Raw genomic sequence first — 15,715 nt, 5'->3', positions numbered from 1 at the left:
GTTTACCCCTGACGAAAGAGCCCATTGGGTTTGAGCAATAGAATAATAGCCATCAGTACATAGATGAAAACACCGGCCCCTTTAGGAAAGAAGATTTGCCCAAATGTGTCAACAAAACCGATTAACATGGCGGCAATAAATGCTCCTTTGATAGAGCCTATTCCACCAATGACGACCACCACAAAGCTGATGATTAAAATGTTTTGCCCCATACCTGGGTAAACCGAGGATACGGGCGCGGCGATGGCCCCCGCCAAGGCTGCTAAGGCCACACCACAGGCAAAAACGATACGATATAGTTGGGTGATGTTGATACCCAGAGCACTGATCATTTCACGATTACTGGCTCCAGCTCGTATTTGCATGCCTAAGCGTGTACGCGTCAGTACCCAATACATTCCAAGGGCGACCAGTATGCAAACAGCAGAGATGAAGAGTCGGTAAGTGGGATAGGTCATGACATCCCCTAACTGCACTGAGCCACTTAGCCAAGCGGGGATACTAACGCCGTGTACATCATTGCCGACGGCTAGGCTACGTAATTCCTCAAAAACCAATATCAGGCCGTAGGTCATCAGTACTTGTTGTAAGTGATCACGGGTATACAGGTAGCTAAAGAAAAACCACTCCATAAAGTAGCCAAGCAATGCAGCTAAAAGTACGCAAGATAGTATGCTAAGAACAAAGCTGCCGCCCAAATACTGCTCAGCAAAGGGTTGTAGAGCGAAAGCCATATAGGCCCCGATCATGTAAAAGCTGCCATGCGCTAGGTTAATAATACCCATGATGCCAAAAATCAGGGTCAGACCACTGGCTAACAGAAACAGTAGTAGTCCATATTGAATAGCGTTGAGGCTTTGAATCAAAAATATGACCGGGTCCATGGTGATGCTCCAGCGTTGCTATTACAGTTTGCAGCCGCGTGCCGGGTCGGCCAGTTTCTCTACTGCTACACCCAAACTGATGTTTTGTTCGCCGTCCACTTGGCGCAAATAGATATCCTGAATCGGATTGCCTGCTTTGGAAAAGGTAAGCGAGCCGCGCGGACTGTCAATGGTGGCGGCACGCATGGCATCACGCATTTTGCCTTTTTGCTGCACATCACCTTCTACGGCCTCTAGGCCTGCCGCCAAGAGTTGGCCTGCGTCATATCCCTGGACGGCGTAGACATCAGGTGCCATATTGGGATAGCGCTGACTATAGGCAGTGCGGAATGCATTATCTTTAGGTGTATTAAGTCCGTCGGCGTAATGTAAGGTAGTGAGCAGGCCTTGAGCAGATTGCCCTTGTGCTTTGAGTGTGCCATCGGTGAGAAAGCCGCTGCCTAGCAAGGGTGTCTTTAAACCAGCCGCGGCATAGTCTTGGACGAACTTAACGGCACCACCACCCGCAAAGAAAGTGAACACCACATCAGGTTTGAGTGCAGCAATTTCTGTGAGTATGGGTTGAAACTCAACGTTGGGGAAAGGGAGTTTGAGCTCCTTCACCACTTTACCGCCCCCTTCTTCGAAGGACTCCTTAAAACCCTCGATAGCCTCGTTACCAGCGGCATAATTCCATGTTACTGATACCGCCGTTTTATAGCCTTTGTCTAGAGCAACGGGCCCCATCGCGAACGCGGGTTGCCAGTTGGTAAACGATGTGCGAAACACGGCAGGATTACATAAGGGCCCAGTCAGAGCGCCTGCACCGGCATTGGCAATAATAAGAGTGGTATCGCTGCCCGTAGCGGCTTTAGCCATAGCCATAGCCACGCCAGAGTGTACGGTACCGATAAGAATATCAACCTGATCACGCTTTATCAGGCGATTAGCGTTGTCTGTCGCTTTGGAAGGGTCAGACTCATCATCGACCTGGAAGTATTGTATTTTTTGACCCGCTAGCGTGCCACCTTGTTCGTCGACATACATCTTGAAACCGTTTTCTATGGCCTGTCCCAATGCAGCATAGGTGCCGCTATAGGGCAGCATAAAACCTACTTTTACATCGGCCAGTGCCGCGTTTGTTCCTAGTGCTAGCGCACAGGCCAAGCTAAGGGTGTGGATCCGGATATGCATAATGTCTCCTGATTATTGTATAGGGTATGGCACTGCTAAGAACGGCGAAGGCTATGCGCTGAGAGCGCTCAAAAATTGTTGTATATGGTTAGTAAGGGCGGCACTTTGGTCGCGATGAGGGGAGTGGCCGCAGTCAGCCAGTATGGCCAGTTTGGTACTAGGTACCAGAAGCTGGATAGTTCTTATTTGTTCCAGAGTGCCGTACTCATCATCTGCTCCTTGTACGGCAAGTATGGGGCAGCTGATTTGGGCCACTTCGGCCTCAATATTCCAACTCTTGAACTCCGGATGCAGCCAAATATCGTTCCAGCCCCAGAAGGCCGAGTCCACATCGAGATGATGACGTGCTAATCGTTCGCGCAAGGGCGTGTTTACGTAGTTTTCCCGTGCCACTGCAATACTGCTCAGCGATACTTCCTCGACAAACAAATGCGGCGCGATGGCGACCAGCCCACGCATGCAGTGGCTATAACGGCTGGCATAAAGTAGGGCGATTGATGCACCATCACTGTGCCCAATCAGCACAGGTTTCTCATTTTTTAGCTCTAAAGCCTCTAGCAGCTTGGGTAATACCTCCCATGCCTGTTGATGCATGAAGTCTGGTAACCATTGCTCGGCAGGCGGCCTAGGAGTGCTGCGCCCATAGGCATAGCGAGAAAAAACCAGTCCACGGCTTTGAGTCGTTTGGCATAGTTGAGCGGGCCAGTCGCGCCACATACTGATGGAACCTAAACCCTCGTGAAGAAAGATCAGCAACGGGCCGTCGGCGTCGGCGTTGAGCCATTGGTATTCCAACTTGATTTCTCTGTCCTGCCACGATAGGGAGATATAGTCGCTGTGACTCATGAAGCACGTTGCTCCTCATGAAGTTGGCGTAAACGGAAACGCTGGATTTTCCCGGTAGCGGTCTTGGGTAGATCCGTTATAAAGCAGATATGGCGTGGATACTTAAAAGGTGCTAATTGACTTTTGACGTAGTTTTGCAGCACCAGCGCCATATCAGAGTTACTAGGTTGACCGGGGTGCAGGACGATATAAGCTTGGGTTTTGGTGAGCCCATAATCATCCTCCACCCCAATGACGGCAGCCTCCATGACCGCCTCATGCTGAATAAGGATGTTCTCAATTTCTATCGGCGATACATACTGGCCGCTAACCTTAATCATGTCGTCTGAACGGCCTGCGTAGGTGTAATAGCCGTCAGCATCACAGGTGTACTTGTCACCGCTGCGCAACCAGTCACCTAAAAACGTTTCCTTCGACTTACTGCGGTTATTCCAGTACAGCATGGCAGCGCTTGGGCCGCGTATGTACAGATCACCAATTTCGCCTTGTTCCACCGCTTGTCCGGACTCATTGCGCAACTGAACCTCATAGCCCGGTACTGCTTTTCCTGTGCTGCCATAGCGTATATCGTCGACTTGGTTGGACAAAAAAATATGCAGCATTTCTGTTGAGCCCAAGCCGTCAAGAATGTCAGCGCCGAATTGCTGCCGGAAGCGTTCGCCTATATCGCGCGGCAAGGACTCGCCAGCGGATGCGCAGATACGGATGGACAGCTGGGCGGCATTCGGTTTATCAGGGTTGGCCAGCATGCTGGCGTACAAGGTGGGGACACCACAGAAAACCGTGGGTTGAAAATCTATTAGCCGCTGGAAGATTGCCTCAGGCGTAGGGCGGCCTGCCATTAATAAGGTGCAAGCGCCCACAGACAAGGGGAAGGTGAGCGCATTGCCCAAACCATAAGCAAAGAACAGTTTAGCGGCTGAAAAGACAATATCGTCAGCTTGAACCCCCAATATTGGTTTGCCATAGAGCTCAGCCGTGTACCAGAGGTTGGCATGCGAGTGAACGACGCCTTTAGGCCGCCCCGTTGAGCCGGATGAATACAGCCAAAATGCGGCTTCATCAGCCAAGGTGTGACAGGAAGTTTGAGCGCCATCTTGGCCTTGAAGCAGTGCTTTCCAGGCTAGCGTATCGTGGCTTGTCGATTCTCCGGCGACAATAATATGACGTACTTCGTGTTCAGCCTGTGCTAAGGCTTCACGTAAAACCGGTAACAGCTCGGCACAGGTAATAATCGCTTGGGCACGGGAGTGTTCAAGCATATAGGCATAATCGGCGGCGGGCAGTAAAGTATTCACCGCCACAGGGATAATGCCCGCATACAGACAGCCCAGGAAGCTAATAGGCCATTCTATTCTGTCTTGCATGACCAGCAAGACACGTTCTTCGCGGCGTATCTGTAGTTGCCCCAGCCCTGCGGCAAACTGTTTGAGTTGCTGCTCTAGGTCGCCATAGCTAAGAGTACCTTGATCATCAATATATGCCGCCTTATCAGGGTGCGGAGCATTGAGTTCGATGATGTGCTGCGCGAAATTAAAGTGTTCTGGACATCCCATGGTTCTGCTCTCCACGCTGTTGCGTTTGCTGCTTAACTTTTTTGGCTTAATGCGGCCAGCATATCGGCGGGGGCCTGTATGGCACAAAGATTGTGATAAAAATGTAGGGCTCTCAGGCCACCTAGCTCAGCCCCACCTCCTGCTCGACCCGGCCCTCCGTGCAAAGATTGCGGCATAACATTGCCATGCCCCGTGTGCTTGCTGCCTGGGCAGACTATGTGTAAACGACCATGTTGCTCGGCCAAGCGGTTAATTAAAGGTAATGCTTGTTCTTTGGTGTCTGCGTACAACGAAGCGACTAAGGACCCGCCGCCCAAGCGTACGAGAGCACTCAGCTCATCCACAGAGTCATAGGGAACCAGTGTGGCAACCGGGCCAAACACTTCTGTATCGTGGACACGAGGGTCATGAGGGCAAGCGGCGGCAGAATATAACACCGGCGCAAGACAAGCGTGCCCAGCGGGGGCTTGTATGCTTAATTGCAACCGGCCATCGAAAACTGGCTCTAGATAGCTGTCCAAAGACGCTAGCTGTTGCTGCACCGTTTGATACTGACTATAAGAAGCCAGGCTTCCCATGGTGACATGGGAGTGAGAGGGGTCACCCACGACGATCTTTGCTAAGGCCGCGCAACAGGCTGTGGCCACCTCTTCCAGCCGCTTGGTGGGAACAAAAATACGCCGTATAGCAGTGCATTTCTGCCCTGATTTACTGCGTAGTTCATTGCGAACTTCTTTGGCTAGGGCTTGAATACTGTCAACTGATGCATCCGGGCATAGGATAGCGCTATTGATACTGTCAGTTTCTGCATTAAGACGCACAGCCCCTGAGCGGATAAGGGGATGCTGGCGTAATTGCTCTGCGGTATCGGCAGACCCTGTAAAAGAGACTAAATCTAGGGCCTCTAGGTGATCCAGCAAGCCGTCTGGTCGACCAGTGACTAAACTGATGGCCCCAGCAGGAAAAATATCGGCTTCAAGTACATCCTTGAGCATGGCATAACTAAGCCAAGCGGTAGCGCTCGCAGGTTTGACCACGATGGGCATACCCGATAGCAAAGCCGCTGCGGCTTTTTCCCACAAGCCCCAAGAGGGAAAGTTGAACGCGTTGATCAGCAAGGCTAAGCCTTGACTACTTACGCGTATATGCTGGGTGGCAAAAGAATCATCTTTCGCTAAGCTGTCGCTACTGCCATCCAGAAGCAGTGTATTGCCTGTGAGCGTTTTGCCTTGATGGGCATACCACGCTAAGGTATAAATACCGCCGTCGATGTCAACAGCAGAATCTGCTTCGGTAGTACCGGAGTTTTTCTGCGCGATCTCAAAATAGCGCGGGCGGTTTGGTTTTAGGATTTCTACCGCTGCTTGGAGTAACTCGGCGCGCTTCGCATAGCTTAGGCTGCGCAATGCGGGCCCACCGACTGTGCGTGCATAGTGGTAAGCCGCGTGCAGATCCAGTCCACTGGCATTAAGGCCTGCCAGCACGGTTCCATGTATGGGATCGCGAAGTTCTTCTTGTGCCTCAGTGGGGGTGTGCCAACACCCTTCAGTATAACTAGCCAAAAGTTGCATGGTTTCTATTCCAGGGAGATTATCACGTTGAGACGGCGGCCTTAACGGGGCTGACGGGTGAACTCAATCGCCCCTTGGGGCAGTAGATATAGCACTAAGGCTCTACCTTCGGTAACCGTAGGCCGATGCGCACTCTCAGGGCCGTAAACAAGCCAGCCCCCTGGGTGTCCATCAAACAAGGCGCCATTGTCTACAGGCATGATTAAATCGATTTCCCCATGGGGGTGACTGTGATGAGGGCCTTGTACATCTTCCATATTGACGACATCAACAGAAAAACCCTGTAGCTCAGGGCAGGGTTGCACAACACGACCGTAATCAATCCCGCCATGGCTGTGCTGACACATCCAGCCTGCCTCAATAGCTTGTAAGCAGCGGCGGTAAATGCTTTGCACTACCTCTCCTTGTGCAGGAAAGTGCTGATTCAATGAGGTTTGCAGTGCTGCATCTAGCCTTTGCTGTCCAATAAAGTCAGTTATGATGCTGATTTGCTGCGTGAACTCGTGCTCCCGTTCCATGGGAAAGTCTCCTTGTCTCGCTTTATGGTTCGGTGTTTATCTGCCCTGATCTTGATTTCAATCATTGTTTTTGCAGCCGAACTGAAATATTCTTCATGTTGGCAAAGTTAGGGCTTTTACCCCGCTTCGTCAAGCACTATAATGCATGTTGTTTTGAAAACTAGGGTTTTTCTGGGTGAAAAATACGACTTCTGAGCCTCTCGCTACTAGCGACAGCGAACTAGACCCCTTCCTTTTGGCCTTGGGCGATCGAGTCCGCCAACTGCGAGCGGTACGCGGCATGACGCGCAAAGAGCTGGCACAAGCAGCGATGGTGTCGGAACGCCATTTAGCGAACCTAGAGTTAGGTGTAGGCAACGTTTCTATACAAGTGTTGCGACAGATCGCGAACGCATTCAACTGCGCATTAGCCGAGCTAGTGGGCGACATCACCACCTCGAGTCCTGAGTGGTTGCTAATACGTGAAATTCTTAGTGGGCGCAGCGAAGCGGAGTTACAGCACGCCCGCGTCGTCTTGGCACAAGAATTTGGTGATAGCCAGACAAAAGGCCGTAATCGAATGCGCCAAATTGCCTTGATAGGTTTGCGAGGCGCAGGAAAATCCACGCTCGGACGCGCATTAGCAGAGCTTTTGGGCTATGCCTTTGTTGAGCTCAGTGCCGAAATTGAACGCGTTGCCGGGTGTGGAATTCTTGAGATCCATAGCCTTTATGGCCCTACAGCGTACAGGCGGTACGAGAAGCGGGCACTGGAAGAAGCCTTGCAGTTGTATCCTGAAATGGTGCTCGCGACTCCAGGCGGTATTGTCTCTGAGCCCGCTACCATGAATTTATTATGGGACCATTGTTATACGGTGTGGTTGAAAGCTACCCCTGAGGAGCACATGCAACGTGTGCTGGCGCAAGGGGATTTTCGTCCTATGGCCGGCAATAAAGAAGCCATGGCCGACTTAAAACAAATTTTAAGCAGTCGCCAGGCTTATTATGCGAAAGCAGATTGGGTTTGTTCCACTTCCGAAGTCAGTTTTGAGGACTGTTTACGTTTACTGGCGACGCATGTGCGTGAACAAATGAGGAATTAGGTACTTATACTTATTTGATGCATTTTGGTGCATCTTTTATTGACGCGTGCAGTTTAGTGCAATATTATGCAGTTAATCGCCTAGGGCTTAGGCATTATTTTTCATCTTATTGTTCGAGGCTGCGCTATGAACGACGCACATTCAATTGTAGATTTTCGTACCGACCCGAGTCAGTATCGTCACTGGCAACTAACTGTTGAAGGTGAGCTTGCTCGACTGGCTATGGATGTGGCCGAGGACGGTGGCTTACGCGAAGGCTATAAGTTAAAACTTAACTCCTACGACTTGGGTGTGGATATAGAGTTGCACGATGCGTTACAACGTATTCGTTTCGAGCACCCCGAAGTGCGTACGGTAGTACTCACGAGCAATAAAGATCGTATTTTCTGTTCAGGTGCCAACATTTTTATGTTGGGCCTTTCCTCTCATGCCTGGAAGGTCAACTTCTGTAAGTTTACCAATGAAACGCGCAATGGTATGGAAGACTCGAGTCGCCATGGCGGTTTGAAATTCGTGGCTGCCGTGAACGGTGCTTGTGCTGGTGGAGGATATGAGCTCGCATTAGCCTGCGATGAAATCTTACTCATTGATGACCGTTCCTCGGCTGTATCCTTACCTGAGGTGCCGTTACTGGGCGTGTTGCCAGGTACAGGGGGCTTAACCCGTGTGACCGACAAGCGTAAGGTAAGACATGATCAGGCTGATATTTTCTGTACCTTAGTAGAAGGCGTGCGTGGAGAACGTGCTAAGAACTGGCGCTTGGTAGATGAAATCTATAAGCCTGCCGTGTTTGAGGCTAGCGTACAGCAACGTGCTGTGGAATTAGGCAAAGCCAGTCGTCGTAACGGAAAGGCAGGCGAGGGCGTAACCCTGACTCCTGTGCAGCGCGAGCTGCTCGATAACAGCCTGCGTTACAAATATGTAGAAGTCACCATAGATAGGGAAAAGCGCCAGGCAGAATGGGTGTTGCATGCACCGCAGGAAGCAGGCCCGACTCAGATGAGCGACATCCTAGCCTTGGGCGATGCCTGGTGGCCATTGCAGTTTAGCCGTGAGCTAGACGATGCAATGTTGCACATGCGCAGCAACGAGCTGGAAATAGGAATCTGGGTATTCCGCAGTCAAGGTAAGGCCGAGCATGTACTGATGGCCGATCAGACCTTATTGGCGCATCAAGATCATTGGTTTGCGTTGGAAACACTGGGAATGTTGCGTCGTACCTTGGCTCGCTTGGACGTCACATCCCGCTCCTTGATTACGTTGTTGGAAGAAGGTTCGTGCTTTGTAGGCAGCTTGCTGGAGGTGGCCTTAGCCAGTGATCGCAGCTATATGCTGGATGACCCCGAGCTCGCTCAACCCGTAACGTTGACATTAGGCGCCATGAACTTCGGCAGCCTCCCTATGGTTAGCGGAGAAAGTCGCCTGGGACGTAGGTTTTATCAGGACAGCGACACCATGCAAACTTTGCAAGACGTCATGGGAGAAGCCATTGATGCACAGCAGGCCGAGCGCAGAGGTTTGGTCACGGCAAGTCCCGATGCCTTAGATTGGGAAGACGAAGTACGTTTAGTGTTAGAGGAGCGGCGTGCCTTGTCGCCCGACTCATTGACCGGTCTTGAGGCCAATTTGCGCTTCTCTGGCCCTGAGAACCTAGAAACCAGGGTGTTTGGCCGTCTGACCGCATGGCAAAACTGGATTTTTAATCGCCCTAATGCGGTCGGTGAGAAGGGGGCGCTCAACGTATATGGCACGGGACAGTCCGCCGCCTTTGATTGGAAGCGTGTGTAAGCGCGCGCCCATAAGCCAACAGCAGATAGGAGATGAGACGATGAGTATCAATTATTTAGATCGCATACCGAACAACGTAAATCTATCAGAAGACCGTACATTGCAACGTGCACTGGAGCACTGGCAGCCTAATTACTTAAAGTGGTGGCAGGAAATGGGCCCAGAAAGCTCACAGGCGCATGAGGTGTACTTACGTACGGCAGTCAGCGTGCAGCCCGACGGCTGGGCTCACTTTGGGCACGTGCGCATGCCAGATTATCGCTGGGGAATTTTTCTCGCTCCTCAGGACGGTCAACGCAAAATGCACTTTGGTGATCATATAGGCAAAGATGTTTGGCAAGAGGCTCCCGGTGAGCACCGAGCCAATCTGCGCCGTATTATTGTTACTCAAGGTGATACCGAGCCCGCTTCGGTTGAACAGCAACGTCATTTGGGGCATACCGCTCCCTCGCAGTATGACTTGCGTAACTTGTTCCAGGTTAACGTGGAAGAAGGACGGCACTTATGGGCGATGGTGTATTTGTTGCACCGCTATTTTGGGCGTGATGGTCGGGAAGAAGCGGATGCTTTGTTAGAGCGTAACTCGGGCGACGAAGATAGCCCACGCATTCTAGGAGCATTTAACGAAAAAACGCCGGATTGGCTGGCGTTTTATATGTTTACCTACTTCACCGATAGAGACGGTAAGTTTCAATTGAGCGCCTTGTCCGAGTCATGTTTTGATCCCTTGGCTCGCACCACCAAGTTTATGTTGACTGAAGAAGCTCACCATATGTTTGTGGGGGAGTCAGGGGTGTCGCGGGTATTGCAGCGTACTGCCGAGGTTATGCGTCAGCGCGGTATCGAAGCACCCGATCAGGTGCGTGCCGCAGGGGTGATTGATCTGCAAACCATACAGCGTTATATCAACTTCCATTACAGCGTCACCATAGATTTGTTCGGCGCAGACCAATCGTCAAACGCCGCGACGTTTTATAGCTCTGGTTTAAAAGGTCGTTATGAAGAGAGTAAGCGCACGGATGATCACCAGTTGAAAGATCGCGCATACTCGATCTTGACGGTCACAAACGGTGAACTCAAAGAAGTCGAAGTGCCTATGCTCAATGCACTCAATGAGGTGCTGCGCGATGACTTTATTCGTGACACGGTCGCCGGGGTGGGACGTTGGAACCGAGTGTTAGAGAAAAACGGCATAGATTTCCGCTTACAAGTTCCCCATAAAGCGTTCAATCGTCAGATCGGGACTTTAGCAGGGGTACGCGTCTCGCCAGAAGGCATTATTTTGTCTGAAGAACAATGGCAGGCCCATCAGGATGAGTGGCTGCCGACCGCCGAAGATCGAGCTTTTGTTGGCTCCTTGATGGGGCGTGTGACTGAGCCAGGCCAGTTTGCTAATTGGATTGCTCCACCGGTTATCGGGATTAATCGTCAACCGATTAATTTTGATTACATACGTTTTAACTAAGTGGGTGCGTGAAAGGCAAGCCCGGTCGGGCTTGCTTGCCAGCCGAGGTACACCATGAATGCAATGACTATGCCAACCGTCATCCAACAACACCTTATTGATCCCGAGGTGTGTATACGTTGTAATACCTGTGAAGAAACCTGTCCGGTGGATGCTATTACCCACGACAGTAATAACTACGTGGTGGATGCCTCTATCTGTAATCACTGTATGGCCTGTGTGCCGCCTTGCCCTACAGGTGCCATTGATCATTGGGTGCCTGTACTGAGCGCGCAGACCTACACGTTGGAAGAGCAGTTTTCTTGGATGGAGCTACCGCCAGCCCAAGATTTGCCGCTAGACCAAGACTTAGCCCAAGAAGACGCGTCGACACAGCAGGAGATGGGGCTGGAAAATACACCGCATACGAGCTCGGGGGCAACGGTTCCTCCTTGGTCAGCGGCTCATCCTTACGTGAACTTGTATACGCACAAGACGCCTATTTATGCCACGGTAGTGGGCAACTATAGATTGACCGGTGAAGACAGCGATAGCGATATTCATCATATTGTGTTGGATTTCGGTCAGCAGCTTTTCCCCGTACTAGAGGGGCAATCGATTGCTGTTTTTCCTCCGGGTAATGACGCCAGCGATCGCCCCTACCACGCCCGTCAGTATTCTATCGCTAGTCCACGCAATGGCGAACGCCCTGGCTATAACAATCTTTCCTTAACCGTTAAGCGGGTGAAAGCTGGGCACGATGGGCATACACATGATGGAATCTGCTCTAACTACCTTTGTGATCTAAAGAAAAACGATCAGGTGCGCTTGATTGGGCCTATTGGTCACACATTTTTAATGCCCAATCACGAGCAGGCTAGATTGTTAATGATCTGCACAGGTACGGGTGCGGCACCTATGCGGGCCATGACTGAGCATAGGCGCCGCTTGCGACAAGCTGGTACGGTGAGTGATAGTGGCCAGTTAATGCTGTTCTTCGGTGCGCGCACCGAACAAGAGCTCCCGTATTTTGGGCCGTTGATGAATCTGCCTAATGACTTCATTGACATCAACTTGGCTCTTTCGCGTCAGGCAGATAAGCCAAAACAGTATGTACAGGATTTGATGCTAGAGCGCTCCGCCGCAATACTGGCGTTGTTGCAACATGCCGAAACGTATATTTATGTTTGCGGCTTAAAGGGAATGGAGCAGGGAGTGGTGGCTGCCTTGGAGCAGATTGCTGTGGAGGCTGGTCTAGACTGGTTTGCACTGCATAAAAATCTTAAAGAGCAGGGTAGGATCCACTTTGAAACGTATTGAGAATGGGTATTAACCAGGCTAGTGTGCAGTTGCCTGTAGGCTCTGGTACACTGGCTGCCTATCTACTTTTTGTTGCGGCACAGCATGAAATTCTACGAGTTTGAAGTAGGTATGGTGATACACCATCCACCTGTAAAAATTACTCAGGCAGAAATGCTAGAATTTGCCCAAAAATATGATCCACAGTTTTTTCATGTGGATGAGGAACGGGCAAAACAAAGCCACTGGAATGGCATCATAGGCAGTGGCTGGCTGACGTGTGCAAAAGTGATGCGTATGGCTGTAGACGCGGCACTACACGATTCAGAGTCTTTCGGTTCTCCTGGGCTCGAGAGCCTGCGTTGGCTATTACCCGTGCGTCCCGGTGATGAGATTCGCCTGGAAGCGGTGGTAACGGCGAAACGGGTCTCTTCTAGTCGTGATGATTTGGGCATACTGCGTTGGATTTGGAATGTCTATAACCAAGATAACCAACAAGTATTAGAAATCGATGCGACGAGCATGTTCGATTTAAAACAGACCTAATAATTAGGTCTGCATTTGGCAAAAAAGGCTGCGTAGTATCGCAGCCTTTTTATTCGTCTAGGGGTAGTATAAGCCTAGAAAAAAGCCTGTATGCCTGTTTGGGCGCGACCTAAAATCAGGGCATGCACGTCGTGAGTACCTTCGTAGGTATTGACTACCTCTAGGTTCACTAAGTGACGGGCAATACCAAACTCATCAGAAATCCCATTACCACCAAGCATGTCACGCGCCATACGGGCAATGTCTAGGGACTTACCGCAAGAATTGCGCTTCATGATAGAGGTGATCTCTACCGCCGCTGTGCCTTCGTCTTTCATACGTCCTAAGCGTAGGCAACCTTGCAGAGCTAAAGTAATCTCGGTTTGCATATCGGCCAGTTTTTTCTGCATCAATTGGGTAGCAGCTAGGGGGCGGCCGAACTGTTTACGATCGAGTGTGTATTGCAGGGCGGTGTGCCAGCAAAACTCAGCTGCACCGAGTGCTCCCCAAGCTATCCCGTAGCGGGCAGAGTTCAGGCAGGTAAAGGGGCCGCGCAAGCCGCTTACCTTGGGCAATAGTTGGTCCGCGCTGACTTCCACCTCGTCCATCACGATTTCACCCGTAATAGAGGCTCGCAGGCCTACTTTTCCGTGAATGACAGGGGCGCTTAGCCCTGGCATGTCTTTCTCTAGGATAAAGCCACGGATCTTGCCATCGTCTTCGCCACCCACCACTTTAGCCCAGACGACAAATACGTCTGCGATAGGGGAGTTGGTAATCCACATTTTGGTGCCACTGATGCGATAGCCTTGTGGCGTTTTGTGAGCGCGGGTTTCCATGGCACCTGGATCAGAGCCATGATTAGGCTCGGTAAGGCCAAAGCAACCAATCCACTCGCCACTCGCTAATTTAGGTAGGTATTTTCTTTTTTGTTCTTCTGTGCCAAATTCGTTAATAGGCACCATAACGAGTGAGGATTGCACACTCATCATGGAGCGGTAGCCGGAGTCGACGCGTTCGACTTCGCGTGCGATTAAGCCGTAGGCCACATAGTTAAGTCCTGCGCCACCGTATTCTTCGGGAATAGTGGCACCTAATAAGCCCAATTCCCCCATTTCCTTGAAAATAGCGGCATCTGTTTGTTCGTGGCGAAAGGCCTCCAACACACGCGGCGCCAGTTTTTCTTGTGCGTAGGCGGCAGCGGCCTCACGCACCATACGTTCTTCTTCAGTGAGTTGGCTATCAAGCAAGAGGGGGTCTTGCCAGTTAAATGAGGGTTGAGAGGACATAGTAGAAATCTCCAGGTAGGTTAATCGTGATGTTGGGCTTGTAACGCAAGCTCTCGAATACGGTCTAGGCTGAGCGAGGGAGTAATAGCTTGAGGGTCAAGCAGACAATGAATAATAGCGGGTTTGCCGCTTTGCAGCGCGCGTTCAAAGGCGGCGGGAAACTGATCGGTATCGTGAACTTGCTCGCCGTGCCCGCCAAAAGCCTGGGCGTAGTGAGCAAAGTCGGGGTTGCGCAGGCTGGTTGCGCTAGGGCGTGTAGGGTAGTCTCGTTCTTGGTGCATACGTATGGTGCCGTACATTTTGTTATCGATAACAATAACAATAATAGGCAAGTCATATTGCACTGCGGTGGCAAACTCTTGGCCATGCATGAGAAAGCAGCCGTCCCCCGCAAAGGCAACCACGGTGCGCTGCGGATATTGCGATTGTGCGGATACAGCAGCCGGCACCCCATACCCCATCGAGCCACTGGCTGGGGCAAGTTGTGTGCCAAATTGGCGGAAGTTATAAAAGCGGTGCACCCAGGTGGCATAATTGCCAGCACCATTACAAATAATGGCGTCATCAGGCAAGCGTTGGCGCAAGTATTCCATGATACGCCCCATTTGAAGCTTACCTGGGATATGCACGTCAGCAGGTTGGCTCCACGCTAAGTAACTGGCACGCAAGGCGCTGACCGTTGCTCTGGCCTGAGTGTTTGGTAAAGAGGTAGGCAGTGCCGCAACGAGAGCGCTAGGGCTGGCGTTGATAGCCAGCTCTACTTGGTACACACGATTCAGCTCATGGACATCGGGGTGCACATGCACAATGCTTTGGCGTGGGGTAGGAATGTCAAAAAGTGTGTATGACTGGCTGGGCACCTCTGAAAAACGTCCTCCCAGCAACAAAACCAAGTCTGCCTGACGGATATACTCGATAAGCTCGGGGTTAGCGCCTAGGCCTAAGTCACCCACGTAGGTCGAATGCCCGCTGGAGCAAAGCATTTGACGTCTAAACTGCACGCTGACGGGTAATTGCATGGCTGCAGCATAGCGCTCAAACTGGGCCACGGCTGGAGCATTCCACCTTGAACCCCCGAGTATGGCAATCGGTCGTTGTGCACCTTGGATGCGCGCGTGCAAGTCAAGAATCTGCTCTGGGGCAGGGTGGGTATCGGTAAGCTGATAGGGGTGTGCATCCTGAACTAGGCTATATTCAGTCAGCATGTCCTCTGGTAGAGCGATCACAACAGGGCCTGGTCTACCACTGGTGGCAATGTGAAACGCACGTGCAAGTAGCTCGGGTAAGCGATCCGCCTGCTTAATTTCGCATGTCCATTTGGTTTGACTGCCAAATACCGCTTTATAGTCCAGTTCTTGGAAGGCTTCGCGTTCTTGCATGGCGCGCGCCACTTGGCCCACAAAAACAATAAGGGGAGTGGAGTCTTGTTGGGCTATGTGTATCCCAGCCATGGCATTGGCTGCACCAGGGCCACGTGTCACCATACAGATACCTGGTTTGCCCTGTAGCTTTCCGTAGGCCTCTGCCATCATGGCAGCACCGCCTTCTTGGCGGCATACAGTTACCTTGATATCGCTGTCATACAAGCCGTCGAGTACGGCCAGATAGCTTTCACCGGGCACACAGAATACCTGTTCAACGCCGTGCAAGCGGAGTTGATCGACAAGTAGGTGGCCCCCCATGCGGGCAGTGTTAGGTGTATGTGTGGTCATATGATATTGAGCATAATGTGCGCATAACG

Annotated in this window: 13 protein-coding genes; 5 read left to right on the top strand and 8 right to left on the bottom strand. The window is 51.4% G+C overall.

Features of this window, described 5'->3' with window-relative positions:
- Positions 1 to 2 precede the first annotated feature (2 nt).
- Genes OSH01_RS00705 through OSH01_RS00680 form a run of 6 tightly spaced genes read right to left on the bottom strand, consistent with a single transcriptional unit; the run spans position 3 to position 6,548 of the window.
- On the bottom strand, positions 3 to 884 hold the full coding sequence (locus OSH01_RS00705) for a branched-chain amino acid ABC transporter permease (protein WP_266122137.1): 882 nt from the start codon (positions 882 to 884) through the stop codon (positions 3 to 5).
- A gap of 21 nt (positions 885 to 905) precedes the next feature.
- Entirely contained in the window at positions 906 to 2,057 is a 1,152-nt protein-coding gene (locus OSH01_RS00700; protein ID WP_266122136.1) for an ABC transporter substrate-binding protein, read from the bottom strand.
- Positions 2,058 to 2,108: 51 nt separating this feature from the next.
- Positions 2,109 to 2,903 (bottom strand): alpha/beta fold hydrolase, encoded by a 795-nt coding sequence (locus tag OSH01_RS00695; protein WP_266122135.1) that lies wholly within the window; start codon positions 2,901 to 2,903, stop codon positions 2,109 to 2,111.
- Positions 2,900 to 4,459 (bottom strand): benzoate-CoA ligase family protein, encoded by a 1,560-nt coding sequence (locus OSH01_RS00690; RefSeq protein ID WP_266122134.1) that lies wholly within the window; start codon positions 4,457 to 4,459, stop codon positions 2,900 to 2,902. The genes OSH01_RS00695 and OSH01_RS00690 overlap by 4 nt, the downstream gene beginning before the upstream one ends.
- A gap of 32 nt (positions 4,460 to 4,491) precedes the next feature.
- The gene (locus OSH01_RS00685) at positions 4,492 to 6,030 is read right to left on the bottom strand and encodes a 3,4-dehydroadipyl-CoA semialdehyde dehydrogenase (protein ID WP_266122133.1); all 1,539 of its coding nucleotides are present in this window, start codon (positions 6,028 to 6,030) and stop codon (positions 4,492 to 4,494) included.
- A gap of 41 nt (positions 6,031 to 6,071) precedes the next feature.
- Positions 6,072 to 6,548 carry a 4-hydroxylaminobenzoate lyase gene (locus OSH01_RS00680; protein ID WP_266122132.1) on the bottom strand — a complete coding sequence of 159 codons (477 nt, stop codon included), beginning with the start codon at positions 6,546 to 6,548 and terminating at the stop codon, positions 6,072 to 6,074.
- A 175-nt stretch (positions 6,549 to 6,723) separates the two neighbouring features.
- Between OSH01_RS00680 and OSH01_RS00675 the strand changes: the two genes are divergently transcribed.
- From OSH01_RS00675 to OSH01_RS00655, 5 genes are all read left to right on the top strand, one after another.
- Positions 6,724 to 7,629: a helix-turn-helix transcriptional regulator gene (locus OSH01_RS00675; protein ID WP_266122131.1), complete on the top strand. Its 906-nt coding sequence runs from the start codon at positions 6,724 to 6,726 to the stop codon at positions 7,627 to 7,629.
- A gap of 126 nt (positions 7,630 to 7,755) precedes the next feature.
- Positions 7,756 to 9,417: a 2,3-epoxybenzoyl-CoA dihydrolase gene (boxC, locus tag OSH01_RS00670; protein ID WP_266122130.1), complete on the top strand. Its 1,662-nt coding sequence runs from the start codon at positions 7,756 to 7,758 to the stop codon at positions 9,415 to 9,417.
- Positions 9,418 to 9,457: 40 nt separating this feature from the next.
- Complete coding sequence (gene boxB / locus OSH01_RS00665; RefSeq protein ID WP_266122129.1) at positions 9,458 to 10,882, top strand: benzoyl-CoA 2,3-epoxidase subunit BoxB; 1,425 nt, start codon at positions 9,458 to 9,460, stop codon at positions 10,880 to 10,882.
- A 54-nt stretch (positions 10,883 to 10,936) separates the two neighbouring features.
- Positions 10,937 to 12,181 carry a benzoyl-CoA 2,3-epoxidase subunit BoxA gene (gene boxA, locus OSH01_RS00660; protein WP_266122128.1) on the top strand — a complete coding sequence of 415 codons (1,245 nt, stop codon included), beginning with the start codon at positions 10,937 to 10,939 and terminating at the stop codon, positions 12,179 to 12,181.
- 84 nt (positions 12,182 to 12,265) lie between these two features.
- Positions 12,266 to 12,706 (top strand): MaoC family dehydratase, encoded by a 441-nt coding sequence (locus tag OSH01_RS00655; protein ID WP_266122127.1) that lies wholly within the window; start codon positions 12,266 to 12,268, stop codon positions 12,704 to 12,706.
- A 74-nt stretch (positions 12,707 to 12,780) separates the two neighbouring features.
- Here OSH01_RS00655 and OSH01_RS00650 read toward each other — a convergent pair whose 3' ends face one another.
- Positions 12,781 to 13,974 (bottom strand): acyl-CoA dehydrogenase, encoded by a 1,194-nt coding sequence (locus OSH01_RS00650; RefSeq protein ID WP_266122126.1) that lies wholly within the window; start codon positions 13,972 to 13,974, stop codon positions 12,781 to 12,783.
- A 20-nt stretch (positions 13,975 to 13,994) separates the two neighbouring features.
- Complete coding sequence (locus OSH01_RS00645; protein WP_266122125.1) at positions 13,995 to 15,686, bottom strand: thiamine pyrophosphate-binding protein; 1,692 nt, start codon at positions 15,684 to 15,686, stop codon at positions 13,995 to 13,997.
- Positions 15,687 to 15,715: the final 29 nt, after the last annotated feature.

It is taken from the genome of Alcaligenes endophyticus, assembly GCF_026344035.1.
In the GTDB taxonomy this organism is placed as follows: Bacteria; Pseudomonadota; Gammaproteobacteria; order Burkholderiales; family Burkholderiaceae_B; genus Alcaligenes; species Alcaligenes endophyticus.
Note: the sequence above shows the minus strand (reverse complement) of the source record. Positions and strands in the feature narration are given on the sequence as shown.